The 25644-nt window shown below is 59.1% G+C and carries 27 protein-coding genes and 1 pseudogene; 15 read left to right on the top strand and 13 right to left on the bottom strand.

Annotated features, from left to right (window positions below; genetic code table 11):
• The 3 genes and pseudogenes from HCF10_RS19715 to HCF10_RS19705 form a co-directional block, all read right to left on the bottom strand.
• Positions 1 to 812: pseudogene (locus tag HCF10_RS19715) on the bottom strand (type IV secretion protein Rhs); the annotation flags it as partial.
• A 198-nt stretch (positions 813 to 1010) separates the two neighbouring features.
• Positions 1011 to 2492, bottom strand: coding sequence for a methyl-accepting chemotaxis protein (locus tag HCF10_RS19710; RefSeq protein WP_167656220.1), 1482 nt, complete (start codon positions 2490 to 2492; stop codon positions 1011 to 1013).
• A gap of 96 nt (positions 2493 to 2588) precedes the next feature.
• Entirely contained in the window at positions 2589 to 3395 is an 807-nt protein-coding gene (locus HCF10_RS19705) for a TatD family hydrolase (protein WP_167656219.1), read from the bottom strand.
• Positions 3396 to 3631: 236 nt separating this feature from the next.
• On the opposite strand from HCF10_RS19705, the gene HCF10_RS19700 reads away from it, so the two are divergent.
• From HCF10_RS19700 to HCF10_RS19690, 3 genes are all read left to right on the top strand, one after another.
• Complete coding sequence (locus HCF10_RS19700) at positions 3632 to 5053, top strand: transglycosylase SLT domain-containing protein (protein WP_167656218.1); 1422 nt, start codon at positions 3632 to 3634, stop codon at positions 5051 to 5053.
• Between the two features lie 103 nt (positions 5054 to 5156).
• Positions 5157 to 5591 (top strand): DoxX family protein, encoded by a 435-nt coding sequence (locus HCF10_RS19695; RefSeq protein ID WP_131699539.1) that lies wholly within the window; start codon positions 5157 to 5159, stop codon positions 5589 to 5591.
• 261 nt (positions 5592 to 5852) lie between these two features.
• The gene (locus tag HCF10_RS19690) at positions 5853 to 6161 is read left to right on the top strand and encodes a hypothetical protein (RefSeq protein ID WP_090407344.1); all 309 of its coding nucleotides are present in this window, start codon (positions 5853 to 5855) and stop codon (positions 6159 to 6161) included.
• Between the two features lie 4 nt (positions 6162 to 6165).
• On the opposite strand, the gene HCF10_RS19685 is transcribed toward HCF10_RS19690, so the two are convergent.
• Genes HCF10_RS19685 through HCF10_RS19675 form a run of 3 tightly spaced genes read right to left on the bottom strand, consistent with a single transcriptional unit; the run spans position 6166 to position 9575 of the window.
• Positions 6166 to 7911 carry a Gldg family protein gene (locus tag HCF10_RS19685; RefSeq protein WP_167656217.1) on the bottom strand — a complete coding sequence of 582 codons (1746 nt, stop codon included), beginning with the start codon at positions 7909 to 7911 and terminating at the stop codon, positions 6166 to 6168.
• 15 nt (positions 7912 to 7926) lie between these two features.
• Entirely contained in the window at positions 7927 to 8652 is a 726-nt protein-coding gene (locus HCF10_RS19680) for an ABC transporter permease (RefSeq protein ID WP_145338090.1), read from the bottom strand.
• The gene (locus HCF10_RS19675; protein ID WP_167656216.1) at positions 8649 to 9575 is read right to left on the bottom strand and encodes an ABC transporter ATP-binding protein; all 927 of its coding nucleotides are present in this window, start codon (positions 9573 to 9575) and stop codon (positions 8649 to 8651) included. The genes HCF10_RS19680 and HCF10_RS19675 overlap by 4 nt, the downstream gene beginning before the upstream one ends.
• A 212-nt stretch (positions 9576 to 9787) precedes the next feature.
• On the opposite strand from HCF10_RS19675, the gene HCF10_RS19670 reads away from it, so the two are divergent.
• Both HCF10_RS19670 and greB read left to right on the top strand, forming a co-directional pair.
• Entirely contained in the window at positions 9788 to 10759 is a 972-nt protein-coding gene (locus HCF10_RS19670) for a hypothetical protein (protein ID WP_167656215.1), read from the top strand.
• A gap of 113 nt (positions 10760 to 10872) precedes the next feature.
• Positions 10873 to 11346, top strand: coding sequence for a transcription elongation factor GreB (gene greB, locus HCF10_RS19665; RefSeq protein ID WP_167656214.1), 474 nt, complete (start codon positions 10873 to 10875; stop codon positions 11344 to 11346).
• A 45-nt stretch (positions 11347 to 11391) separates the two neighbouring features.
• Here the strand turns inward: greB and HCF10_RS19660 are convergent, their stop codons facing one another.
• Together HCF10_RS19660 and HCF10_RS19655 are read right to left on the bottom strand one after the other, a co-directional pair.
• Positions 11392 to 13902: an ABC transporter permease gene (locus HCF10_RS19660; protein WP_145338087.1), complete on the bottom strand. Its 2511-nt coding sequence runs from the start codon at positions 13900 to 13902 to the stop codon at positions 11392 to 11394.
• Complete coding sequence (locus tag HCF10_RS19655; RefSeq protein ID WP_016972350.1) at positions 13902 to 14585, bottom strand: ABC transporter ATP-binding protein; 684 nt, start codon at positions 14583 to 14585, stop codon at positions 13902 to 13904. The genes HCF10_RS19660 and HCF10_RS19655 overlap by 1 nt, the downstream gene beginning before the upstream one ends.
• 10 nt (positions 14586 to 14595) lie before the next feature.
• Here HCF10_RS19655 and HCF10_RS19650 point away from each other — a divergent pair, with 10 nt between their 5' ends.
• The 3 genes from HCF10_RS19650 to HCF10_RS19640 all read left to right on the top strand — a co-directional run bounded on the left by HCF10_RS19650 (position 14596) and on the right by HCF10_RS19640 (position 16594).
• Positions 14596 to 15201 carry an arylesterase gene (locus tag HCF10_RS19650; RefSeq protein ID WP_167656213.1) on the top strand — a complete coding sequence of 202 codons (606 nt, stop codon included), beginning with the start codon at positions 14596 to 14598 and terminating at the stop codon, positions 15199 to 15201.
• A 58-nt stretch (positions 15202 to 15259) separates the two neighbouring features.
• Complete coding sequence (locus HCF10_RS19645) at positions 15260 to 15553, top strand: hypothetical protein (protein ID WP_003172705.1); 294 nt, start codon at positions 15260 to 15262, stop codon at positions 15551 to 15553.
• A 72-nt stretch (positions 15554 to 15625) separates the two neighbouring features.
• On the top strand, positions 15626 to 16594 hold the full coding sequence (locus tag HCF10_RS19640; RefSeq protein WP_167656212.1) for a L,D-transpeptidase family protein: 969 nt from the start codon (positions 15626 to 15628) through the stop codon (positions 16592 to 16594).
• 135 nt (positions 16595 to 16729) lie between these two features.
• Here HCF10_RS19640 and oprI read toward each other — a convergent pair whose 3' ends face one another.
• Positions 16730 to 16981 carry an outer membrane lipoprotei OprI gene (gene oprI, locus HCF10_RS19635; RefSeq protein WP_003172710.1) on the bottom strand — a complete coding sequence of 84 codons (252 nt, stop codon included), beginning with the start codon at positions 16979 to 16981 and terminating at the stop codon, positions 16730 to 16732.
• A 609-nt stretch (positions 16982 to 17590) separates the two neighbouring features.
• Here oprI and HCF10_RS19630 point away from each other — a divergent pair.
• Positions 17591 to 17872 carry a GNAT family N-acetyltransferase gene (locus HCF10_RS19630; protein WP_027606976.1) on the top strand — a complete coding sequence of 94 codons (282 nt, stop codon included), beginning with the start codon at positions 17591 to 17593 and terminating at the stop codon, positions 17870 to 17872.
• Positions 17873 to 17944: 72 nt separating this feature from the next.
• Here the strand turns inward: HCF10_RS19630 and HCF10_RS19625 are convergent, their stop codons facing one another.
• Positions 17945 to 19021: a 3-deoxy-7-phosphoheptulonate synthase gene (locus tag HCF10_RS19625; protein WP_053130701.1), complete on the bottom strand. Its 1077-nt coding sequence runs from the start codon at positions 19019 to 19021 to the stop codon at positions 17945 to 17947.
• Positions 19022 to 19151: 130 nt separating this feature from the next.
• Complete coding sequence (locus tag HCF10_RS19620; RefSeq protein WP_167656211.1) at positions 19152 to 19586, bottom strand: PilZ domain-containing protein; 435 nt, start codon at positions 19584 to 19586, stop codon at positions 19152 to 19154.
• Between HCF10_RS19620 and HCF10_RS19615 the strand changes: the two genes are divergently transcribed.
• From HCF10_RS19615 to cysB, 5 genes are all read left to right on the top strand, one after another.
• Complete coding sequence (locus tag HCF10_RS19615; RefSeq protein WP_131699530.1) at positions 19585 to 19971, top strand: thioredoxin; 387 nt, start codon at positions 19585 to 19587, stop codon at positions 19969 to 19971. The two genes, HCF10_RS19620 and HCF10_RS19615, sit on opposite strands and share 2 nt — an antisense overlap.
• Positions 19968 to 20930, top strand: coding sequence for a putative 2-dehydropantoate 2-reductase (locus HCF10_RS19610; protein WP_167656210.1), 963 nt, complete (start codon positions 19968 to 19970; stop codon positions 20928 to 20930). Before HCF10_RS19615 ends, HCF10_RS19610 begins: the two co-directional genes overlap by 4 nt.
• A gap of 15 nt (positions 20931 to 20945) precedes the next feature.
• Entirely contained in the window at positions 20946 to 21863 is a 918-nt protein-coding gene (locus HCF10_RS19605; RefSeq protein ID WP_131699528.1) for a 5'-nucleotidase, read from the top strand.
• A 53-nt stretch (positions 21864 to 21916) separates the two neighbouring features.
• Positions 21917 to 22417, top strand: a complete 501-nt coding sequence (locus HCF10_RS19600) for a universal stress protein (protein ID WP_131699527.1) — start codon at positions 21917 to 21919, stop codon at positions 22415 to 22417.
• A gap of 104 nt (positions 22418 to 22521) precedes the next feature.
• Positions 22522 to 23496, top strand: coding sequence for an HTH-type transcriptional regulator CysB (gene cysB / locus HCF10_RS19595; protein WP_003189876.1), 975 nt, complete (start codon positions 22522 to 22524; stop codon positions 23494 to 23496).
• A gap of 5 nt (positions 23497 to 23501) precedes the next feature.
• On the opposite strand, the gene HCF10_RS19590 is transcribed toward cysB, so the two are convergent.
• Both HCF10_RS19590 and HCF10_RS19585 read right to left on the bottom strand, forming a co-directional pair.
• Positions 23502 to 23984, bottom strand: a complete 483-nt coding sequence (locus HCF10_RS19590) for a GreA/GreB family elongation factor (RefSeq protein ID WP_167656209.1) — start codon at positions 23982 to 23984, stop codon at positions 23502 to 23504.
• Positions 23985 to 23989: 5 nt separating this feature from the next.
• Entirely contained in the window at positions 23990 to 24358 is a 369-nt protein-coding gene (locus HCF10_RS19585; protein WP_167656208.1) for a hypothetical protein, read from the bottom strand.
• A gap of 132 nt (positions 24359 to 24490) precedes the next feature.
• Here HCF10_RS19585 and earP point away from each other — a divergent pair, with 132 nt between their 5' ends.
• A complete protein-coding gene (gene earP, locus HCF10_RS19580) occupies positions 24491 to 25624 on the top strand; it encodes an elongation factor P maturation arginine rhamnosyltransferase EarP (RefSeq protein WP_167656207.1) in 1134 nt (377 codons plus the stop codon).
• The last annotated feature ends 20 nt before the right edge of the window (positions 25625 to 25644 follow it).

The raw sequence follows: 25644 nt of genomic DNA, 5'->3' as shown, positions 1-25644 counted from the left end.
GACACGTAGATAAACAGCAGCGGCTCATCGCTGAGCACCAGCAAACCGTTGGCAATGGTGTCTTTGCCGAGCTTCAACAGTTCATCGAGTTCGGCCTGGGAGATGTAGGCCAACAGCTTTTCGCTGTTGGCTTTGAGGTCCGCCAGCAAGTCATACAGCTGCGTAACGTTGTCCCACAGGTTGTAGAACGCCTTGGCAATCCCGGTGGAAAAGGCCAAGCCCTGCATCGCGCTGCGCTCGAAGCGCGTGGCGTTGGCGAAGTCGTCCCATTCGGGCTGGAAGGTCTTGGTCCATTCGTCACGCAGGCGACCTTCCAACCCCGCGATCACCGACTGATAAGACGCATACAGCGCCTTGACGTGATCCGTGGAAACGTTGGGGTAGAAACTGATTCGGTACGGCTGGTTGCGATCACACTCGGTGATTTCGAGGATGCCGCTGGGACCGATGGTTCGATGGAGTGGTGCGCCGAGCGGGCTGCCGTCCTGGGCAATGGCTTGCAGCATCACCGGCGTATTGCCGATCGGCACAAACCGAGTGCTTTCGAACATATGCACCAGAGTCAACGATCCCTGGGTATCGCACCTGGCGACCGTTTTACTTGGGGCGTTGGAAGAGACCGGCGCCACCAGCGCCACCTCTTCCCCAACGTTGAACACCTGCTCCATTTCCAGTGCCGAAACGCTCCAGAAGCTCTCGGCCCACTCATCAAAGGTATTCAGGCAAGCGCGAAAGTCACGAAAGACGCGCTCAACGTCCGGCGCCTTGGCATCCATGGGGGCCAGGACAAAACTGGCAATGACGGGGATCAAGGGGCAGCCCCGACAACCAGGGCATTAACGGATAGGTACATCGGCGGTCCCTCGCACTGAATGATCAGGCGAGAGACTTTGGCGAGGTTCGTCAGGTAAAGAAGTCGGCGCTATTCGCCAGGACGGCTAGGAGGGTTCGCCAAAACTTCGGGTAAACGGGGAGTCGATCGTAGGAGTCGGATTACAGGTGGAGAAGTCCTACAGCTTCAGTTGCCCAATCGCTTTGCTTAACTCCCCAGCTAACGTCGCCAGCTCATTGCTGGTGGTCGCCGAATCAACCGTCTGTTGCACGGTGTTCTCGGTCACATCACGAATGCTCACCACCGCGCGGTTCATCTCTTCGGCCACGTGGCTTTGCTGTTCGGCGGCGACGGCGATCTGGGTGTTGCTTTCACGCATCTGCGCCACTGCACCGGTGATTTCGGCCAGTGCTGCGCCGGCTTCCAGGGCTTGTTGTACGCAGTCGTCGGCCTTGAACGAGCTTTCCTGCATGAAGTCCACCGCGTCACGGGTACCGGCTTGCAGCGCTGAGACCATGCGGGTGATTTCGTCGGTGGAACTTTGCACGCGCTTGGCCAGGTTGCGCACTTCGTCGGCGACCACGGCAAACCCACGGCCCATTTCCCCGGCGCGGGCGGCTTCGATGGCAGCGTTGAGGGCGAGCAGGTTGGTCTGTTCGGCGATGCTGTGGATCACACTCACCACGCTGTTGATTTTCTGGCTGTCCTCGGCCAGTTTCTGGATCATTTCGGCAGTCTGTTGCACGCCGGAAGACAGGCCGGCGATTGAATGTTGTACGCGGGTGACCACTTCCTGACCGCTGCCGGCGAGGGTGTCGGCGGTCTGGGACAAGTCGCGGGTGGCGCCGGCATGTTGGGCGATATGGTAAACGGTGGCGGTCATTTCGTTGATGGCGGTGGCGGCCTGGTCGGTCTCGCTTTGCTGGCCAAGCATGCCGTGTTGTACCTCGTTCATGCTGCTGGCCAATCGAGCGGCACCATCGTCCAGTAGCTTGGCGGTGCGCGCCACGGTGCTGACCACACGCTGATAGCCCGCCTGCATGGCATTGAAGGCGCTGGCCATCTGGCCGACTTCATCCTTGCACGCCAATGGCACGCGGGCCGACAGATCGCCGGTTTTCTCCACGTGCAGCATCACGTCCTTGAGGGTGTTGAGTTGGCTGAGCAGGAAGCGGATCAGCAGTTGCGACGCGCAGAGCATTGCCAGCATCAGGATCAGCACCGCCACGGCATAGTTGGCGAAGCGTTCACTGAATACCTGGCTCAGGCTGGGTGCGTGGGCGAGCACGGCAATGTATTGCCCATCAGGGCGGGCGATCACTTCAGCGCCCATCAGTATGTTTTCGCCAAACAGCGGCATGTGGTTGAGTTCGACCCAACCCGTGGTGCTGCTCAGGGCTGACAGATCCTGATCGGCAAGCTGTGGGACTTGGCCGCGGGCAAACGTCAGCCACTGCTCGCTCTTGGGCAGGGCCTTGTCGGCCGGCCATGCACCGAGCAATTGCGCCTGGGCCTGTGCCGAGGCCTGGGACGCATAGCTGCGCGATTGCTGCTCGAGGTGCACGGCGTACAGCACCAGGAGCAGGGTAGTCATAAAGGCGACCGCGTTGACGGCCCAGAATTTGTATTTCAGCGAGATATTGCTAAGCCAGGCACCCATGGAAGGTTTTCTCTGATAGCGGAAACAGCATTGGCAAGGTGCCACTATTGTGCTGCTACTCAGAAAAGCGGTTTTGACATGGGTCAATGCGCCGCATCAATCCACTGCAGGCAGCCCAAAAAACGCACGGGCACAGGCGGTGCTGTGCAGAGCCAGGTCCTCCACCGTTTCGTTGCGGTGCAGGGCGACCTCGCGCAGTACTTCCGGCAGGTAGGCGGGTTCGTTACGGCCGTTTTTCGGCTTTGGACGCAGGGTGCGCGGCAGCAGGTAGGGCGCATCGCTCTCCAGCATCAGACGACCGCGGGGAATTTCCCTGACCAACGGGTGCAGGTGCGTCCCACGACGTTCATCACAGATCCAGCCGGTAATGCCGATGTGCAAATCGAGATCGAGGTAGCTGAACAGTGCTTGTTGTTCGCCGGTGAAGCAATGCACCACGGCGGCGCTCAGATGGTCGCGGTAGTCCTTGAGGATCTCCAGCAAGCGTTGGTTGGCGTCGCGCTCGTGGAGAAACACCGGCAGTTTGAGGTCAACCGCCAGAGCCAAGTGCTCTTCCAGAACTTTTTCCTGTTGCGGACGGGGTGAGAAATCCCGGTTGAAATCCAGGCCGCATTCGCCCACCGCACGTACGCGGCTATCGCTGAGTAAACCGCGCAGGCGCCTGGCGCTATCGCCGTTCCAATCGCTGGCGGAGTGGGGGTGGATGCCGGCAGTGCTGAACAGGCGTTGGCCGCTGTCATCGAGGTTGACGCACAGTTCCAAGGCCTGTTCGCTGCCGTCGACGCTGGTGCCGGTGAGCACCAATTGTTGGACCCCGGCGGCATAGGCGCGGTCGAGAACAGCCTGGTGCTTCTCGTCGAAACTGGGGTTGGTCAGGTTGACGCCGATATCAATGAGTTGCATGGTGCTATCTCCGCCTGCGGCCGGAAAGCATATCAGAGCTGTAGATTTATAAGAAAAACTAAGAACTACAACGAGTTATAGCTGTCTTTGAACGTCGCAAGTGACATCGTGGTTGGCTGAACGCCTCGCACTGTGCCACCGTTGCGCGTCTTGCCAGCGCTTAAAGCGCTCTGTTTCTGACCCCCAATACCTCGTTTTTCGCGAGGGTGTTGGCCAGTATTCTTTCCGGAGAGCGGATGATCCGACCCTCGGCGTTGCTTATGTTGTGCCTGACGCTGCTGCTGCCCATGGCGGCGGTCGCGCGTCTGGATGGGCCGCTGGAAGTGACCAAGCCCGGCAAAGTGCGCGACCTGGCGCAGATTCGCTCGAGTCGCACCCTGCGTGTATTGGTCAACCAGAGCCGTAACAGTTCCGGCGAGGTTCAGGGGCAGGCCATCGGTGTCGAATACCATCGCCTGCGTGCCTTCGAGCAATACCTCAATGGCCACGCCCGTGATGGCCAGGAAATCAACCTCAAGATCATTCCCAAGGCCAAGGATCAACTGCTCGGCGCACTGGCCCGTGGCGAAGGTGACCTGGTGGCCCCCGGTGAATTGCTGGATGTGAAGGCCGCGCACAAGATCAGCACCAGCGATCCGATCGCCAGCGGTGTGCCGTTATGGCTGGTGGGGGTGAAGGGTGAGCGGCGGTTTACCAAGCTGGAGCAGCTGTCCGGGCGTACCCTGGCGCTGACCACCGGCAGTGCGGCGGCGGATGCCATCAGCCAGGTCAACCAGAAGCTGGCCTTGCACAAACAGCCGCCGGTAAAAGTGGAATGGGTGGACCCGACCCTGGCGGTGGAGGATGTGCTGGAGATGGTCCAGGCGGGTATTTTTCACCTGACTATCGTCGAGAAGCCGATTGCCGAACGCTGGTCGAAGATCCTGCCCAAGTTGCGCTTCGACAAGCAGGTGGCAATCAGTGGACCGGGCGACGAGTACTGGTTTGTGCGCCAGGATGCCTCGATGCTGCGTGCCAGTATTGACCGATTTCTCAAGACCTATCGCACGCCGTCCGACCAGGACGTGGCATTCCAGCGCATCTATCGGCGCCTCTACCAGGTGCGCAACCCGCTGGCCCGCGTCGACCGCCAGCGCCTGGAAAAACTGCGCCCGGTATTGCAAAAGCACGCCCGTGAGCAAGGCATGGACTGGCTGAACCTCGCGGCGCTGGCGTTCAAGGAGTCGGCTTTCGACCCGGGTGCGCGCAACAGCGGCGGCCCTACCGGCCTGATGCAGATCACCCCTTCGGCGGCGCAGCGGGTGGGCGTCAACAACATCGAAAGTCTCGACAGTAATGTGCAGGCGGGCGCGCGTTACCTGGCGCTGATCCGCCGAAAGTTCTTTGCCAGCCCCAAGCTCAACGAGCGCGAGCGCATGGCCTTCGTATTGGCCGCGTATAACATGGGACCGGAGCGGGTGCAGGGCATGCGCACCGAGGCCAGGCGCCGGGGACTGAACCCCAATCAATGGTTCTTCCAGGTGGAACGCATCGCCATGGAGCAGGTGGGGATGGGGGGCGTCAGCTATGTTAATAGCGTCAACAAGTACTACTTGGCGTTTGATCGGGAGCGAGAGTCTCTGGAACCGCCGGCGCCGAAAATCGCCTCACGGAAATAATCGATTTTTTCGATGTTAATCAGGCAGTTTTTCCGCTTTTATCATTGTTTAAACTGATTAATATAGCGGCCAACCAACCCCTATTTCGAAAAGGATTCACCCCATGAGCCCAATGATCAAAAGCGTACTGTCCACTCGTGCCGGCTACGGCCTGACCATCCTGCGCATCGTAGTCGGCATCATCTTCGCCGCCCATGGTTCGCAAAAACTCTTCGGTTGGTTTGGCGGCTATGGCCTGGCGGGCACCGCCCAGTGGATGGAAAGCATTGGCCTGGCACCGGGAACCCTGATGGCGCTGCTGTCGGGCGGAACCGAGTTCTTTGCCGGCCTGGCGCTGATTATCGGTTTGCTGGTACGCCCGGCGGCATTGGGCCTGACCATTTTGTCGCTGGTAGCGATCTTCTCGGTGCATATCCATAACGGCTTGTTCATGGCCAACAACGGTTATGAGTTCGCACTTGCCCTGTTGGGCGGCGCCCTGGCGGTGCTGCTGGAAGGTGCTGGCAAACTGTCTGCCGACCGCGCCATCGCCAACTGACACCTGCGCAAAACTCTGAAAAGGCCCACCACCGTGTGGGCCTTTTCGTTGCTCGGGATTCTTGACACCGCCCCACCGGCTTCTCTAGGATGCTGCCCATGCGCCGATTTAAACAGCTAATTGCGGGGCGCCACTGGGTCTCGATAGAACCCGACAGAAGCCTGTTTTCCCCTGAGGAGGCAACTTCGAAATACCGCTAAAGCGCTGGTTCGGTGTTGCCTCTCACCTGCCCGCAGACTTTTGAGGCAGAGACACGACACGATGAATGCACTACGCCCCCTGATACGCCTGGCCCCGATCACCGCGGACCTCACCCAACGCAATCCAAAAATCCTCTTGGGCGGCAAGCATCAGCCTACGCTCTTACGTTATCTGGACGGGTGGCCACGTCGCAGCGGGCGGCCATCGGCATTCTTGATTCAGTTTGTGGAAGATGGCGATTCTCTTGCTCGTTTTGCGAATAACAGCTTTGATCTAGCGGTTATCCAGGCCCCCAGCGCGAGCAACGCACAGGAAGTCATCCGACAATTGACCCGCATTGCCCGGCAGGGGCTGATTGCCAGGCGTTGAACGGTCAGTAGAGCGCGACTCCTGCTTGTAATCGACGCCGTCGATTGCAGAGAAAAACCACCCAGGCGACCAGGCATAGCATCAGTGGTATCGCCAAGGTCACGACCATTTTTATGACGAACTCCAGGCGATGTACCTGCGCGTATGCCTCGGCCCTCAAGGCATGTAATTCCATTGGTAAGCGCAGGCGTTCCTTGTTGAGTGCAACCAATTGGGTGGTGGTGTCTACGGTCTGGGAGCCGAGTGGGACCTCCGTTGGGCGCAGCATTTGCCATTCATGTTCTGTTCGTAGCAGGCGCTGTTCCAACTCAGTCGCCTTCTGCGCGTAGGCGTGCACGGCGCTGTCGCGCATCTGGTCCAGCCTGTTCGGCGATCTTTGCGCCAGCGCGCGCGGGCGAATATTGGTCAGTACATCGCCAGCGGACAAGTTATCCAGTGTATTCAAGATAAACAGTGCGTTGCTGTCGGGCGCTGAGTTGTTGATTTGATCCGTGAGCAAATCAGTGTCGGCGACTACCACCACATGGATCTGCGCCGCTTTTTGCACACCTGCCGGCTGTCCTTCAATGCCATCGGGAAATGCTGAATAGGCCGGCCCCTCTATACGGGCTGCAATCACGTGGCGTTGCGCTTGGCTGGACGCCTCATCGGCCGTTGAATCGAACTCGGTTGCTGAGGCGAGCCGGTTGGTTTCCCGCAACTCGGATTGCCCGGAGCTGTGCAGAAGAGGGGTCAGGGTCGTGCGAGCTTTCTGGCGGCGAAAGAGCGCGCCGCTGCTCGATACCGTCACGGTATTCAATTTCCAGGTGCTCGGATCGTCTGTGTTCATCGCCTGTCGGGGCAGGGTCAACCGGCCCGGATGCTGCACTGTGAGCTTCCCGTTCACAGGGGGCTGCGACGCTGCGTAGCGGAGGTCGAGCAGAAATTTGTCCGCTGGCATTTGTATCCCCCAAGCGGCAAGCAAATCAGCCAGTCGGGTGTTGGCGGATGTGATGGTCGAGCTTTGCTCGCTCAGGGGATCGATAAATGCCATTAATTTACCGCCCTTCAATACAAATTGTTCAATCTGATACAACGCTTGTTCAGGCAGCGCCTGTGGATGCACGACCATGAGCGTCTTGACCTGTTCCGGCACGCGCTCGGTGGTCGCTCCCAGATTGACCAGATTAAAATGTCGCTGCAGTTCCTTCAGCAATCGGCCAGAGGATTCTCCCACCGCCAACCCTGACAGCAGCCCAATAACGGGGCGCTCCGGATGCTGCAACTTGTAGATCAAATGACTGATTTCATATTCGAGCAATGACTCCCGGTCCAAGCTGAACGATTCGACGCGTTGCGCCCCGTGGCCGGCTCGTGTGCCGATCAGGCCCAGGAACCCCGCATTGTCGTCGAGACCGAACAGCCTGGCTTTGTAGGCATCTTCTGAAAACGGTACGGGATCAATAAGGTGCAGGTTGATCATGCCCTTCGCTGCGTTTTCGTACTCGATCAACCGGTCTTCGATGCGCTTGCCATAGCGTTTCAAGGCGTAGCTTCGTTTAGGGTCGTCATGGGTATTGAAATAATACAAATCCAGAGGGTTTTCCAATGACGCGAGTAACTGTCGTACTTGAGGAGATAGGGTATGGGTTTTTCCTTGTGAGAAGTCCCATCGGATATTCGGCAGCTTTCCTACCCAGACTAAGTTAAACGCCAGGAATAGTAACAGGATGACAGTGAGTGTCATGCCGGTGCGCAGAGTAGGTCGCATGGAGGGCTTTCCTTCTCAGCTGTGTTTATAGTTGAGCGTTACGGTCGTCGCTGCGAGAAACGCTAAGATCATGCTGATGAAGTAAAGCGTGTCACGAAGTGTGAACTTTCCATTGTCGATAGCGCTGTATCTCGAAAAAGGGCTGAGGGAGACCAAGCTGTCCACCGCCCAGATTGGCGCTTGATGTTCAAGTGCATCGAGTAAATAAGAGAGCGCACTGACGATAAGCATCAAGCCCACTGTCAGTAGGAAAAGGGCAGTGCGCTGACGCACCAGTGTGAAGATAAAACAACCGACTGCTAGATAACTGCCAGCCAGCAGCCAGCTTGATATAAATTGCGAAGCAATAACAGTGTTGTCCGCCACGCCCAGGTAGTTGGCGATGATCACGAGAGGGAAGGTCAACATGAGGGCTGTGCCCGCCACGACCCAGGCTGCTAAGAATTTGCCAATAACCCATTCAAACGTGGTGATGGGTAGTGTTTTCATCAGGTCGAGAAAACCGGCATTGGACTCGTCCGACCAGAGTTGTGCCGCCAGTACAGGAATCAATAACAAATAGAGCCAGGGGTGTAGCTGGAAGAAAACCTGCAAGTGACTGCTGTCCTGTTCTGGCCAGGAGCTCATGTGCAACCCCAATGCCACGGACAGTACTGAAAAAATGGCAATGCTCAGATAAGTGCCGGGTGTACCGGCAAAGTGGGCGAGCTGACGCTTGAAAATGACGGGCAGCAGTTTCAAAGGGGGGCCTCTCGGCTCAGAGCGTGAACTACGTCGCTGAGGCGACCAGGCTCCAGGCTCAGTGAGTTGATTTTCCAGCGACGATTGGCAATGAGCGTATTGATATGGGGGTAGATGGTGTGCCCCGGCATGGGCAGGACGGTCACGGTGCCGGGTGCATGCCGATGTTCTTCGATGCCCGCGACCCCTGGCAGTACGGCGAGAGCCAGCAGGTCCAAGGGGGCATCTGCGGTGAGGGTAACCGCCTGGAAATGGCGAGAGTCGCGTTGCAAATCCGGCATAGGGGCATCGGCCACCAGACGATCGCCTGCGATAACCAGTGCGCGCGTACAGAGTTCGGACAATTCATCGCAGTGTCGGGACGCGATGATCACTGTCATTTCTTGCATCAATGACTGGATGAGGCTCCTGAATGTGTGTTTCTGATCAGGTGCCAGCCCCTCGGTCGGTTCATCCAGTAATAGCAAGGCCGGGGTGTGCAGGATGGCCTGGGCAATGGCGACTTTGCGCCTTAAACCCATGGAGAGAGCCTCGAGGGGCGCATTGAGCACCGGCAACAACTCCAATCGTGTCGCGGCATATTCCACCTGCGCGCGTTTTTCGGTGCCGCGCAGTCCGCGAATGGCTGCGATGTAGTCAAGGAACTCTTTAACCGACATCGTAGGATGACTGACGCACCTATGAAGTTGGTAGCCGATGAGTTTTTTTGCTTTAAATGGATGGGTTTTAGTATTGAAACCGTGGATGTTTATATACCCGCTGGAAGGAGTGGTCGAGCCCGATATTACATCGAGAAGCGCCGTTTTAACTGTAGGATTTTCTCCGAATAACCCCAGGCATTCCTGTTTGTTTGCGCTGAATGAAAAATCGCTGATTATTTTTTTATTATTAAAATATTTTGTCAGGTTGATTATTTCGATCATTTAGCGTGGTGTGGTCGTAGAAGGGGAGAGTTTGAAAAGAGTACGGGCAATAGCTGTTTTTGGGAACGCCGCTCAGCATTAATCGGAAAAATCCTACGTGCGCGCCAGGCAGGTCGCTGAAACAATTGTTTTGTGTTTTTAACCTTTAATTATTGAGTGAATGTCTGAAGGTTATAGAGACTTTTCGAATTTTGTAATGAGGCCCGATTACCATGATGCTTCTACGTACCCTTGTTCTTGAACGCGACGGTCAGGATGCTCCGGTCAACGGTGCATTGCTCTGTGGGTTTGCTGTAGGTCAGATTGCCTCCAACTTCCTTGTTTATAGCTTGGATGAAGAGGTTGAGCCGGCGAGTTCCAGGGTTTATGTCGCAGCCTTGCGCAAAAAGCTTGATCGGTATTTTCTGAGCGGTGTTGAGTCCAAGGAAGACCTGCATGTGGCCATGCATGTCTTCAAGCAAATTCTCACATCGGTGGCGGCAGGCACCAAGGCGGGTGTCACCGAAACTCAGGTTCCTTATCATTTTATCGATTTGAAAGGCTGCAAGCTGCCGCCTGCGAGGCCCGAAGAACATCACTCGGTGATCATAAAGAAGGCATTGGTGATGAAAGTGATCACCCTGGGAATGTCTGCGCCGGTGATGCCGGCAATCGAAAGTGCTTCATTGATTGTGCCTTCCATTCGTTTCTCGTCGAAAATGAGTTCACCTGTCAGGGGGGCGAATCCAGCCGAGCCTGTACATGAACCTGTTGTAGAAGAACCCCGACAGATGTCAGTCGACGCGCCTGCGGCCATTGTTCCGGATACACCTGTTGTCCTGAATGAGCCAAGCCCCCCGGCTCAGCCGCAGCTTCCGGCACCCGCGGACGACGGCACCTTGTCCGAAGTGGGCAGTACACTGACCAACCTCGCTCGTGTCGCTCAGGAGTTGACCCAACAGAAACTCGCTGCGGAGGAAAGGGCAACGGCGCTTGATCAATGGCAGGCCCGATTGCAGCAGGAGCAAACCCATTTGGATGAAAGGACCCGGGATTTGGAGCAACGCACCGCTCAACTGCATGACCAGTCTTTGGCGGTCAGTCAGCGAACCGAGGCCCTGAAGGTGATGACCTCGCAAGTATCGGGCTTGCGCCAGAGCCTGCGAGGTGTGCTGCTTGAACTGGATCAGGCCTTGGATGGTTAGACCGGCCTGGCTACTTTCTCGGGTTCATTTATCATCAATGCCAGCGAACCGACGCCGGGGTGTGATTTCCTGGCCTATCGACACCTATGGACATTGCCTGGGGATGCATGCGTTTGAGTACCAAGCTGATTACCAAAGAAGGTCATGAAGCGCTGAAGAAAGAGCTGGATTACCTGTGGCGCGAAAAGCGTCCGGATACCACACGCAAGGTGACGTGGGCTGCCTCCCTGGGGGATCGCAGCGAGAATGCCGACTATCAGTACAACAAAAAGCTGCTGCGTGAAATCGACCGGCGGGTGCGTTATTTGCGCAAGCGCCTGGAAGACATGCGCGTGGTGGAGTACATGCCCGAGCAGGAGGGGAAGGTGTTTTTCGGCGCATGGGTCGATATTGAAAACGAGCAAGGCGACACCAAGCGTTTTCGTATCGTTGGTTATGACGAGATTTATGATCGGATGGACTATATCTCCATCGATTCACCGATGGCCCGTGCGCTGCTGCGCAAGGAAGTCGACGATGAGGCCATTGTGCAGACCCCGGGAGGCGAGGTGTGCTGGTGGATCACCGCTATTGAGTACGTGAAGTAAGCGACGTTGACCCGCACCCCGCAAGGGAGGCGGGCCGTTGACCGCTCAACCCTCGCGCAATACCGTCAGCGGGCTTGCATTCAGCGCACGGCGTGTGCCGAACACCCCGGCACCGCCGATCAATACGGCGCCGACCACAGGCAGCAGCAATAGCCAGGGGTGCGGGTGCCAGGCCAGGTCGAAGGCATAGCGGTACAGCACCCACGTCACCAACTCGGTGCCCAGCGCTGCCAGCAAGCCACTGACTGCGCCCAGCAAGCCGAACTCGATACGCCGCGCCTTGACCAGCAGCTTGCGCTCTGCGCCCAGTGCTCGCAGCAGTGCGCCTTGGCGAATGCGCTCATCCAATGTGGCCTGCAGGCCGGAGAACAGTACTGCCATCCCTGCGGCAAGTACAAACAACAACACGTATTCCACTGCCAGGGTCACTTGGGCGAGGATGCTGCGCAGCTGCTCCAGCAGCGCCTCGACCTGCAGGATGGTCACCGCCGGAAAGGCGCGGGACAGATCAACGATCTGCTGATCATGCCCTGGCGCGAGGTAGAAGCTGGTCAGGTAGGTGGCCGGCAGGTCCGTCAAAGTACCCGGTTGGAAAATCATGAAGAAGTTCGGCTGGAAGTTATCCCAGTTGATGGTTCGCAGGCTGGCAACCCGTGCCTCACGGTTTTCCCCGGCGATGGTGAACACCAGGTGATCGTTCAACTTGAGCTTGAGGCTTTGCGCGACCTTGGCTTCTACCGAGACTCCAGGAATTCCATCGGTGGGTTGTTGCGACCACCATGAGCCTTCGGTCAGGGTATTGCCCGGCGGCAGGTCGGCGGCCCAGGTCAGGCTCAAGTCGCGTTGTACCGCGCGGTCACCACTGGAGTCCTTGCTGACTATTTCCTGTACAGGCTCGCCATTGATACTGATCAATCGCCCTGGCACCACCGGGTACAGCGGCGCTGATTGCGCCTGCACTTCCAGCAGGCGGGCGCCAAAGGTGTCCTTATCGGCCGGCAGGATATTCAGGGCGAAATAGTTAGGTGCGTCCTTGGGCAACTGGTTTTGCCAGGTGTCCAGCAATTCGCCGCGCAGCAGGGCGATCAAGCCCATGGACAACAGGATCAGGCCGAACGCCAGGGACTGGCCCGCCGCCGCCAGCGGGTGGCGCAGCAATTGGCCCAGGCCCAGGCGCCAGGGCAGGGACGCGCGGGCCAACAGGCGTCGCAGGCTCTGCAACAGCAGCAGAAGCAAGCCACCCAGAACCAGCGCGGCGACCACGCCGCCGCCCAGCAGGGCGAAGGTCAGCACCAGGTCGAGGCTAAGGCGCCACATGATCAGGCCCAGGGCGAACAGCGCAGCGCCGTAGACCATCCAGGTGCTGGACGGGATAGGCAGCAGGTCGCGCCTCAACACGCGCAGAGGTGGTACGCGACCGAGTGCGGCCAGTGGTGGCAGGGCGAAACCCGCGAGAGCGACCAGCCCGGTGCCGATCCCGGCGACTGCCGGCAACAGCCCGCCTGGGGGAACATCCGCCGGCAGCAGGTCGTGCAGGAAATAGAACAGGCCAAACTGTGCCAGCCAACCGAGCAGGGCGCCGGCCAGGCTCGCCAGCAACCCCAGTACGCTCAATTGCAGGCTGAACAGCAACATGGCCTCGAGTCGCGACAACCCAAGGCAACGTAGCAACGCACTGGCGTCGAAACGGCGGGTGGCAAAACGGTTGGCCGACAGGGCCACGGCCACACCGGCCAACAGCACAGCCACCAGGCTGGCCATGTTCAGGTAGCGCTCGGCTTTGCCAAGGGCGCCACCGATCTGCTGGTTGCCGTCCCGTGAGTCCTGAAGACGCTGGTTGGCGGCGAGCCCCGGCTTGATCAGGTCACGATAGGTTTGCAGCGCAGTGCTGGCCTGTGGTCCACGCCACAACTCGCGGTAGCTGACGCGACTGCCTGGTTGGACTACGCCGGTGGCGTCCAGGTCCGCCAGGTTGATCATCACCCTGGGCGTCAGGCTATAGAAGTTGCCGGCGCGATCCGGTTCGTAGGTCAGTACGCGTGCCAGGCGCAAGGTCTTCATACCCACATCGATACTGTCGCCGACTTTCAGGTCCAGCGCCGTCAACAGCCGCGCCTCTACCCAGGCTTCACCCGGTTTCGGTCCGCCGCCTGGGGTTTCATCGCCAAAAGGCGCAGCGGCACTCTTCAACTCGCCCCGCAGCGGGTACTGCTCGTTCACGGCCTTGATGCTGGAAAGCTGAATGCCGTTGTCGGTGGCGATGACGCTGGAGAACTCAACCACACGGGCGTGATCCAGGCCCAGTTCGGTCCCGGATCTGATTTGTTCGGGGCGGGCCGGTGAGCTGCCTTCGAGTACCAGGTCGGCGCCGAGGAACTCGGTGGCGCGTAACAGCATCGCGCCGTTGAGGCGGGCGCCGAAATAACCGATAGCGGTACTGGCGGCCACGGCCACCAACAGGGCGAAGAACAACACACGCAATTCGCCGGCGCGGGCATCGCGCAGTAATTGGCGCAGGGCAAGGCTGAACAGGCGCAACAGCGGCAAACGTGCCATCAAGGCTCCAGGGGGGCGACCATCAGGCCGGCTTCAAGGCGGATCAGGCGTCGGCAACGATGAGCCAGGCGCTCGTCATGGGTAACCAGCACCAGGGTCGTGCCGCTTTCTTTATTGAGCTCGAACAGCAGGTCGCTGATGCGCTCGCCGGTGTGACTGTCGAGGTTGCCGGTGGGCTCATCGGCAAACAGCACGTCCGGTTCGGCGGCGAAGGCGCGGGCAATCGCCACCCGTTGCTGTTCGCCCCCGGAAAGCTGGCGTGGTGAGTGGGTCAGGCGTTGGCCGAGGCCCACGCGCTCCAGTAGGTGTTTGGCGCGTTCGCGGGCGTCTTTGCGGCCATCCAGCTCCAGCGGCAGCATGACGTTCTCCAGCGCATTGAGGCTGTCGAGCAGTTGGAACGACTGGAACACAAAGCCCACGTGTTCGGCGCGGATGCGCGCCCGTTGGTCTTCGTCGAGGGTGCTGAGCGCCTGGCCGGCGAGGGTGACTTCACCGCTGCTGGGCAGATCGAGGCCGGCCAGCAGGCCGAGGAGGGTGGATTTACCGGAACCGGAGCTGCCGACGATAGCCAGGCTATCGCCCTTGTTCAGTTCCAGGCTCAGTTCGTGCAGGATAGTCAGTTCACCTTCCGCGCTGGGAACCACTTTGCTGAGGTTCCGCGCGGTGAGAATGCTTGCGCCCATGGAGAATCCGATGCGAATGTGGTTTTTGAGTGCTGGCCTGGCCTTGATGTGCATGGCCCAGAACGCAGCGGCGGGTACAGTCCTGATCGTTGGCGATAGTATCAGTGCCGGTTTCGGCCTGGATACCCGCAAAGGGTGGGTGGCACTGCTGGAGCAACGGCTCAAGAAGGAGGGTTTCGACGATAAGGTGGTCAACGCCTCCATCAGCGGCGACACCAGTGCCGGAGGCCTGGCGCGGCTGCCGGCGGCGCTTGCAGAGCATAAGCCGGACGTGGTGGTGATCGAGTTGGGGGGCAACGATGGCTTGCGCGGGCAGCCGCCTGCGCAATTGAAACAAAATCTTGCGTCGATGATCGACCAGTCCAAGGCCGGCGGTGCCAAAGTCTTGTTGCTGGGTATGCAGTTGCCACCCAATTATGGCCCGCGATATACCACGGCGTTTGCCGAAGTCTATGGCGTGCTGGCCAAGGAAAAAAACGTCCCGCTGGTACCGTTTTTCCTTGAAGGCGTGGGGGGGAATCCGGAGCTGATGCAGGCGGATCAACTGCACCCGGCGGTCGGCGCCCAGGGTAAATTGCTGGAAAATGTCTGGCCGATGCTAAAACCGCTGCTATGACGCTTTTCTACCGGCAGGCTTTCGGCTAAGGTGGCGCCCCCCCGATCTGGAGCCCCCGATGTCGCGTCCTGCCTGGTCCCTGTTTAACTACCAACTGATCGAGCCGGACGAACAGCTGGATCTGTTCGCCTGCCAGGAAGTGCGGGTGCATCTGGTGACGCGTCAATTGGAACTGGGCGGCTCCATCGATCGGACCCTGTGCGGTACGTTATTGCCGGCGCAGCCGCGCTGGTCCCTGGTCGACCGTTCGATTTTTCAGGACCAGCGCCTGTGCCCTTTGTGCCGGGCGATCCTGGAATCGCAGAAGCGTGGCACGCCGCCAATCTGGCCCGAGTTGCGTTTCGAGTTGTAGGGGGCAGCTAGAAGCCCGCTTCACGTATACAATCGATTTTTACCTCCCGTCGTTCTGCGAAGGATTTTCCGGATGTTGTCGCGCCTTTCCGTCGTCACCTGCTGCCTGTCTCTTGCTGCCTTGTGTGCGGCCGGTTCTGCCGCCGCCTTGCAGTTGCCCTTGCCTCCACCCGGTGAAGACATCGTCGGTCAGGTCCAGGTGATCAAGGCCAAGTACGAAGACACCTTTGCCGACCTGGGCACCACCTACGACCTGGGCTATTCGGAAATGGTCGCGGCCAATCCGGGCGTCGATGCCTGGTTGCCGGGGGCGGGGACCGAGATCGTCCTGCCGACGCGCTTCATTCTGCCGCCAGGCCCCCGTGAGGGCATTGTGATCAATCTGGCGGAATATCGGCTCTACTACTTCCCCAAGGGACAGGACGTGGTCTACACCTTCCCGCTTGGGATTGGTCGTGAAGGCTGGGGCTCGCCCATTGCTCACACCAGCATCATCGCTAAGACGCCGAACCCGACCTGGACGCCGCCGGCCTCGATCAAGGCCGAGCACGCCGCCAACGGCGACCCGTTGCCCAATGTGGTGCCGGCCGGCCCGGACAACCCTCTGGGGCCGTTCAAGTTCACCCTGGGGACGCCGGGTTACCTGATCCACGGTTCCAACATGAAGTTCGGCATCGGCACCCGTACCAGCCACGGCTGCTTCCGCATGTTCAACAACAACGTGCTGGAAATGGCCGGTATGGTCCCGGTGGGGACGTCGGTGCGCATCATCAACGATGCCTACAAGTTCGGCAGCAGCGGCGGCAAGGTCTACCTCGAAGCGCATACGCCCTTGAACGACGACGGCACGCCGTCGGTGGTCGACAAGCACACGGCAGTGATCAACGCCTTGCTCAAGCGTGAAGACCTGGCCAATAACCTGCGGGTGAACTGGGACCAGGTGCGTGATGTGGTCGCGGCGGAAGATGGCCTGCCAACCGAGATCGGTGTGCCAGGTGCTGCACCGATTGCCTCCAGCGCGCCGATTGATTTGCAGCAGTAAGCCTGCTCCATCAACAGCCCGCTGCAGCCTTGCGCTGCGGCGGGCTTTTTATTGTCTGTAATCGAGAGCCGAATCGCAGGCAATAAAAAAGCCGATCCAAGAATGGATCGGCTTGATAACAATCCCGAGGGATTATTACTTGCGGCTAGCTTTTTCAAGCATGCGCAGAGCGCGCTCGTTAGCTTCGTCAGCAGTCTGTTGTGCTTTTTGAGCAGCAGCCAGAGCTTCATCAGCTTTACGGTAGGCTTCGTCTGCACGGGCCTGGGAGCGAGCTGCTGCGTCTTCAGTTGCAGTCAGACGAGCTTCGGTTTCTTTGGAGACGCTGCTGCAACCGGTAGCCAGAACTGCGGCCAGAGCCAGAGCAGAGAATTTCAGAACGTTGTTCATCGTGTTCCCCTTCAAGGACTTTCTATTAAATGGCTACTCTCAGAGTGAGCTAATAGCCGGCGTACATACTACCCATTACTTGTAGTAAGTAAACTGACGTAGCGCAAGAAGCAAAAAAAATTCTTGTGCCGAATCTATTTTGGCTAATCTTTTGGACATTTGTATAAAAACCGTACAGTTTTTTGCAGTCTGACGTAGGTTGGACCCAGGCTGAGAGGGCCGGCCCGCATGTGTTAAGCCTTGTAAATAGATGAAATTTTATATATCGAGGCTGACACTTTCGTTTGGCTGGCCTTTACCACGCTCCGCATCTTTTGTGCATGTAGAGGTGACTTTAAGAGCGCCTGTTCGTCTCAAGGTTCAACTGCCGGCAATGTTCAGGCTTTCGGTCACCGGTTGATCGAGGCCCTTTCTATATCCACCAGCGGCAGGGATGACGGGTACGCCTTGAGCAATTACAGGATTGGTGCCTACTATTCCCTACGTGCTGGTTGTGAGCGCTCAAGGTTTTCTCGTTGTCGAAACCGGCACGGGGTGGCGTAGATGTTCCTTCGCCGGAAAAACATCGGTAAGGTAGGGGTCAGAATCCAAGACCCGCGAGGAGTAGTGATGAGCGAGGCGTTGTCCATCCACCATGACCAGGCTGGTCATCAGTTCGAGACCAATGTGGACGGTCATCGTGCCTATCTGACCTATATGGACCTCGGGAAGCAGACCCTGGACATCTATCGGACCTTCGTGCCCAACGCACTGCGCGGCCGTGGCATTGCAGCTGCGTTGACCGAGGAAGCGTTGAAGTTTGCCGAAGAGCAAGGCTACACGGTGATCCCGTCGTGCTCCTATGTCGAACGCTACATGGAACGCCACCAGCGCCATGCCGCGAAGCTTTGAGGCATAAAACGCAGGATGAAAAACGCCGGGCTCAGCCCGGCGTTTTTGTGTGCGCATACTTCATATACAGGTTCAGGTGCGTTTGCGTTTCGGCAATACGTCCTTGAGCTTTGCGTGCATGCTGCGCAGGGTATTTTCGGTGGCGGACCAGTCGATGCAGGCATCGGTGATCGACACGCCGTACTGCAAGTCGGCCAGGTCCTTCGGAATCGCCTGGCAACCCCAGTTCAAGTGGCTCTCGACCATCAGGCCGATAATCGACTGGTTGCCTTCGAGGATCTGGTTGGCCACGTTTTCCATCACCAGTGGCTGCAGGGCCGGGTCCTTGTTGGAGTTGGCGTGGCTGCAGTCGACCATGATATTCGGCTTGATCTTGGCCTTGTTCAACGCCTGCTCGCAGAGCGCAACGCTGACCGAGTCATAGTTGGGCTTGCCATTGCCGCCGCGCAACACCACGTGACCGTAGGCATTGCCCTTGGTGGTGACGATGGAGACGCCGCCTTCCTGGTTGATCCCCAGGAAACGGTGAGGACTGGAGACCGATTGCAGCGCGTTGATCGCCACGGTCAGGCCGCCGTCGGTGCCGTTCTTGAAGCCTACGGCCGAAGACAGACCGGATGCCATTTCGCGGTGGGTCTGCGACTCGGTGGTGCGCGCGCCGATGGCCGACCAGCTGATCAGGTCCTGCAGGTACTGCGGGGAAATCGGGTCGAGGGCTTCGGTGGCAGTGGGCAGGCCCATTTCGGCCAGGTCCAGCAGCAATTTCCGACCGATGTGCAAACCGTCCTGGATCTTGAACGAGTCGTCCAGGTACGGGTCGTTGATCAAGCCTTTCCAGCCAACGGTGGTACGCGGCTTCTCGAAATAGACGCGCATCACAAGGTACAAGGTGTCGGACACTTCTGCCGCCAGTACTTTTAGGCGCTCGGCGTATTCGTGAGCAGCCTTGAGGTCGTGGATCGAGCAAGGCCCGATCACGACGAAGAGGCGGTGGTCGGTGCCATCGAGAATGTCACGGATGACTTCGCGGCCCTTGGTGACGGTCTGCAGGGCAGCGTCGCTTAAAGGGATTTCGCGCTTGAGCTGATCGGGTGTGATCAGGGTCTCGTTGGATTCGACGTTTAGGTCATTGATCGGTAAATCAGCCATCGTGTTACTCGCCAGGGTCACGGGTGCCGGCCGCCAGCCATCCCCGTGCGGCGGGCACAGCATGATTGGAATACAGGGGGGAGGAACCTTAGCGCGTAACACGGGCCCGCGACAATGGGCAAAGCCCGCTTTAATCCCGCGCTGGTCGCACAAATGTCTCATGGGAGAACTCGCCCGCATGGCGCGCCACCCACTCACGGGCAAGAGCTTCGAGTTGCTCCGGGGTCGGTTCGGCATCTTCATGCTGGCGGCAGTAGCGCTCTATCCGGCATGCTTGCTCACCCATTCGCGCACCGAACAACGCATGTTCATCGGTAAACGAAATGCCCACGCGGTAGCCGTTTTCCACCTTGCGACACCACGCCACATAACCTGGATAGCGGGCGCTGGCGCCCAGGGAGGGAATGAGCAGATCAACGGCCGTGCCCTGGCGCCACGCGCGCGGCCAATTGCAGGCGACGCCGCCCAGGCCGATAGTGAGCAGGCGTTGGCGGGGGATGGCAGGAGAGGGGCGTTGGATTAACTCGACAGCGACATCATCAGGGTGAGGTAAAAAACGACCCATGTACACGGACTCCGAGCACCGTCCAGTTGACGGCGGTGGCAGCAGTATAGTGAAGGAACTGGAATTGACCGACCTGGATATTGACCAGCAATTGCTGGGATTGCCAGGTATTTCGCTGGTGGTGTTCACCAGCGTGGGGTGTTCCAGTTGCCGTTGGGCGCGCCAGCAATTGCCGGGCTGGCGTTTGCCGGTGGACCGCGTGTGCTGGGTGGATGCCGGGCACAACGGCGGTGCGGTCGAACGCTACCAGATCTTTCATTTGCCGGCGTTGTTTGTGGTGTGCGAGGGTCAATTCTTCGGGCAGATACAGACACGTCTTACGCCTGCTGACACCTGCGAAGCAGTAAAAATAGCGCTTACCCGCACCCCGGAGGATTTGCCATGACTGCACTTGCACCCCAGACGCCACGTATCGGCATTATCGGAACCGGCGCCATTGGTGGCTTCTATGGAGTGATGCTGGCACGCGCGGGCTTCGACGTGCACTTCCTGCTGCGCAGCGAATACGCGGCGGTCAGCGAGCACGGCCTGCGCGTCAATAGCAGTGTGCATGGCAACCTGCTGCTGCACCCGGTGCAGGCCTACGCCCGTGCCGCGGACATGCCGCCGTGCGATTGGCTGCTGGTGGGCACCAAGTCCACGGGCAATGTCGAGCTGGCCCCGACCCTCGCCCAGGTCGCAGCGCCGGACGCCAAGGTGGTGTTGCTGCAAAACGGCCTGGATGTCGAAGACAGTCTGCGTGAACACCTGCCGCCATCGCTGCATCTACTGGGCGGGCTGTGCTACATCGGCGTACACCGCTCTGCACCTGGCGTCGTAGAACATCAGGCGTTGGGCCGGGTCAACCTGGGCTACCACAGCGGCACGGCGGCCAACGATGAGAGCTGCCAGAAGGCTATTGTCGAAGCCGGCGCTGCGTTGTTTCATAAGGCCGGCATCGAATCCCAAGCCATGGCCAATGTGCATCAGGCCCGCTGGCACAAGCTGGTGTGGAACGTCCCCTACAACGGCCTCTCGGTGTTGCTGGGCGCGGGCACCACGGCGATGATGGCGGACCAATCCAGCCGTGAGCTGATCCAGGCGCTGATGGCCGAAGTGGTGCAGGGCGCCCATGCCTGTGGCCATGAAATTCCCGGCAGTTACGCCGAGCAGATGTTCGCCATGACGGAAACCATGGACGATTACCTGCCCAGCATGTACCACGACCATGTGCACAAACGCCCGCTGGAACTGGCGGCGATCTATGCGCGACCGCTCGCTGCCGCCAAGGCCGCGGGTTGCGAATTGCCGCGAATGCAGGCGCTGTACCAGGCCTTGAGTTTTATTGATCGGCATAACCGCTGATTCGGGGGATGTACCATGGCAAAGGGATTGGGCGACAAACTGGTGCTGGCGATTTCTTCGCGGGCGCTGTTCGACCTGAGCGACAGCCACAAGGTCTACCTGGCCCAAGGGGTGGAGGCCTACCGTAAATATCAGATCGAACACGAGGAAGAGACCCTTGAGCCCGGTGACGCCTTTCCGCTGGTCAAGAAGCTGCTGAGCCTCAATGCCAGCCTGGGCCGTGCTCGGGTCGAGGTGGTACTGGTATCGCGTAACAGTGCCGACACCGGCCTGCGTGTATTCAACTCGATTCAGCACTACGGCCTGGATATTTCCCGTGCCGCTTTCGTAGGCGGACGTAGTCCTTATCCTTATTTAGCTGCGTTTGGCTGCCATCTGTTTCTTTCCACCCATGCTGAAGATGTACGCAGTGCCCTCGATGCCGGCTTTGCCGCCGCGACGATTCTGTCGGGCGGTCCGCGCCGGGCGTCCAGCGAGGAGCTGCGGATCGCCTTTGACGGTGACGCGGTGCTGTTCTCCGATGAGTCGGAGCGCGTGTACCAGGCCGGCGGGTTGGAGGCGTTCCAGGCCAGCGAGCGCGAGTCGGCGCGGCAACCTTTGCACGGCGGTCCCTTCAAGGGGTTCCTGGCGGCACTCAACTTGTTGCAGCGTGAGTTTCCAGACGAGGCCTGCCCGATCCGCACAGCCTTGGTCACCGCCCGTTCGGCGCCTTCTCACGAGCGGGTGATTCGTACCTTGCGTGAGTGGGATATCCGACTGGATGAGTCATTGTTTCTCGGCGGCCTGGAGAAGTCCGCATTCCTGGAGGCGTTTGCCGCTGATGTGTTTTTCGATGACCAGGCCGGGCATTGCGAGAAGGCCCGGGAGGTGGTGGCCACCGGGCATGTGCCCCATGGCATCAGTAACGAGGTGAGGATTCAGGCCGAGAGTTAGGGGCGCTGCTAAGCTCATTCAATCTCCTCCATTCCGGCTGTCCAGGAGGTTTTATGATTCGTTCGATGCTGTACGCCACGGACCTTGGTCTGTATGCGCCGTATGTGATGCAACATGCACTGGCGCTGGCGCGGACGTTCAAGGCTGACCTGTATGTGATTCACGCGGTTGAACCGATTGGTCTGTTCGCCGAATCGGTGTTGCAGAGCTACCTTGATGAACAGGCCTTGAGTGAGTGGCAGACCCAGGGTTTGAGCACGGTGATGGCGACTATCGAGCAGCGGGTGCTCGACAGCTTTCGCGAGGAGTTGGGAGAGGGTGAGCAGGATTTGAAGTTGATCCGCTCGGTACGGGTGATCCAGGGGGACCCGTGTGAGGTGATTCTCGACCAGTTGCGCAAACTGTCCGTCGACCTGCTGATCGTCGGCAGTCACAGCCATGCCGCGGCGGCCGCCACACCGCTTGGGCGCACCGCTGCACGGGTGCTGCAGCTGTCTAACGTGCCGGTTTATCTGGTGCCTTCCTTACAGCGTCGACGCAGCGATGACGTGTGAGGGATAGAAAATGATAAAAGGTTCTAGATTTATCTGTCTAACCTTTAATATAGTTATATACCGTCGCTGATACCCACGGCGTCTACCTGCTTTGAGGGATACATATGAAGCTTCAACAACTGCGCTACATCTGGGAAGTGGCGCACCACGACCTCAACGTTTCCGCTACCGCTCAAAGCCTTTACACCTCGCAACCGGGTATCAGCAAGCAGATCCGCCTGCTCGAAGACGAGTTGGGCGTCGAAGTGTTCGCGCGCAGCGGCAAGCACCTCACCCGTGTCACCCCGGCCGGTGAACGCATCATCACCACCGCCGGCGAGATCCTGCGCAAAGTCGAGAGCATCAAGCAGATCGCCCAGGAGTTCTCCAACGAGAAGAAAGGCACCCTGTCGATTGCCACTACCCACACCCAGGCGCGTTATGCGTTGCCGCCGGTAATCCGTGATTTTATCAAGCAATACCCGGACGTCGCGCTGCACATGCACCAGGGTTCACCGATGCAGATCGCCGAGATGGCCGCTGACGGCACCGTCGATTTCGCCATCGCCACCGAAGCCCTGGAGCTGTTCGGTGACCTGGTGATGATGCCGTGCTATCGCTGGAACCGTTGCGTGGTCGTGCCCCAAGGCCACCCATTGGCCAAGTTGCCGAAGCTGACCCTGGAAGCCCTGGCCGAATACCCGATCGTGACCTACGTCTTCGGTTTCACCGGCCGCTCCAAGCTCGACGAAGCCTTCAGCCATCGGGGCCTGACGCCGAAAGTGGTGTTCACCGCCGCCGACGCCGACGTCATCAAGACCTATGTTCGCCTGGGCCTGGGCGTGGGTATCGTTGCCAAGATGGCAGTCGATACCAACCTCGATAAAGACTTGGTGGTGCTCGATGCCAGTGAGCTGTTCGAGTCCAGCGTGACCAAGATCGGCTTCCGTCGTGGCACCTTCCTGCGGGGCTTCATGTGCGACTTCATCGAGAAGTTCGCGCCGCACCTGACCCGTGAAGTCATGGCCAAGGCGATCCAGTGCCACAACAAACAGGAACTGGAAGAGCTGTTCGACGGCGTGGAATTGCCCGTCCATTAAGGGGGTTATTTGGCCTCGGTAACCGTAAAGTGTTGCCGGGCGCCTGCCACCAGAATCTCCACCTCATCCCCTTCGAACTTGCCCAGCAGGCTTTTGCCCAAGGGTGAGCGTGGGGTGATGACGGTCACCGGTTGCCCGACCACGTCCACCTTCAAACCCGCTGCATCCGGTGCCAGGAACAGCCACTGCTGGCGGCCGTTCTCGTCTTCCAGGCCCAGCAGTGTGCCGACTTCTATGCCACGTTGATCATCGTACCCACGCAGAGGAAGGTTCTGGCACAGCACCAGCGCCTGCTTGATTTCCTCGACGCGCTTGGCTTGTCCGGCTGCCAGATAAGACGCCTCCAGCCCGAGGGTGTCGTATTTGTTCTCGGCGATATTTTCTTCGTGGGTCGCGGTTTCGTAGGCGGTCTGCGCGGCGCGCCGGGCGATGTCGAGGTCGGCGGTGAGCTTTTCCAGGATCAACTGGTGAACAGCGTGTTTATTCATGGTCATCAATCGCAGAATTGCTGGACATTGGCCCGGGTCTTTTCATTCGGTGCGTTCTGGTCCTGCTGCAGCCAGAACTGGCATTTTGGGTTGGACAGGTTGCGTGCGTTGTTGCGGGCCTGGTCCAGGGCCTGCTGTTGTTCCTGCTTCCGCAGGTTCTGTTGGTACTGCTCGAACATACGGTTCGGCGGCTCCGGCGCAACCGGTGCAGGTTTACCCAGTTGCTGAACGGCCTGGGCTACAGGCGCCAGGCTTTGCGGGAACAGATAGCGCGACGCCAGCCAGGTGGTCAGTGCAATGGCGATAAACCCCAGCCACACCCCCAGGGCAATGGCGAGCGTGAGCTTGGGCAGCGACAACGAGCGATCAGACATGATGGCCTCCTGGCAGGCATTAACGGCATGGCGGCGATTGTCGCACAGCCACTGTGCAGAATAATCGCGATCAAGCCTTCTGCATCGGCGCATTTATGCGGACAATCGAGCCTTTGAGCGTTGGAGCCCGGAATGAAAGCCCGCTGGGATATTTTTTGCAGCGTCGTCGATAACTACGGCGACATTGGCGTGACCTGGCGCCTGGCCCGGCAATTGGTGGCAGAGCAGGGGTGCGAGGTGCGCTTGTGGGTCGACGACCTGCGCGCCTTCGAGCGTATGTGTCCCGAGATTGATGTGCGTCTTGACCAGCAATGGCAAGAGGGTGTCGATGTGCGCCATTGGCCAGCTGTGTGGTCGAGCGCCCCGGCAGCCGATGTGGTGATCGCCGCCTTCGCCTGCCAGTTGCCGCCTGATTACATGGAAGCCATGGCCGCGCGTGAACGCACGCCGTTGTGGATGAACCTGGATTACCTCAGTGCCGAAGACTGGGTGGTGGGGTGTCATCGGTTGCCGTCTGTGAAGTTCAAGGGCGTGCAGAAGTACTTCTTTTTTCCGGGGTTCCGACCCGGCACGGGGGGGCTGTTACGCGAGGCAGGGTTGCTGGAACAGCGTCAGGCGTTTCAACAGGATGCCGCTGCGCAGCGGCAATTCCTGCAAGCGTTGGGTGTGTTTCCGGCAGCGGGTGTGCGGCTGATCTCATTGTTCGCCTACGAAAACGCTGGGCTGGCCAGTTGGCTGGACGTACTCTCGACCGACGGGCATGCCACTCATCTCTTGGTCCCTGAAGGGCGCATCCTCGGGGATGTGCAGCATTGGCTCGGTGTCGAAGGCCTGTCGGTGGGGGACCTGCATCAGCGCGACGCGCTGACTGTGCAGGTGCTGCCGTTTGTGCGCCAGGAGCAATATGACCGCCTGCTGTGGTGTTGCGACTTCAACGCCGTACGCGGCGAAGACTCTTTCGTGCGCGCCCAATGGGCCGGGCGGCCGCTGTTGTGGCATATCTATCGCCAGGACGAAGACATCCATCTGGACAAGCTCGATGCCTTCCTCGACCTGTACACCGCTGCCCTGTCGCCGGCCGCAAAGGCTGCCCTGGTTGAACTCTGGCAAGCCTGGAACACTGATGGCGATATGGCACAACCGTGGAAAATGCTGCTGGAGCACTGGCCTGAGTTGAGTCAGCACGCGCAGACGTGGTGTCTGGAACAGGGCTTGCAGGCCGATCTTGCGACGGCGCTGGTACAGTTTTATGAAAGTTGGATATGATACGCGACCTTGATTTTTGT

Source organism: Pseudomonas sp. B14(2022) (genome assembly GCF_012030485.1).
Taxonomy (GTDB): Bacteria; Pseudomonadota; Gammaproteobacteria; order Pseudomonadales; family Pseudomonadaceae; genus Aquipseudomonas.
Note: the sequence above shows the minus strand (reverse complement) of the source record. Positions and strands in the feature narration are given on the sequence as shown.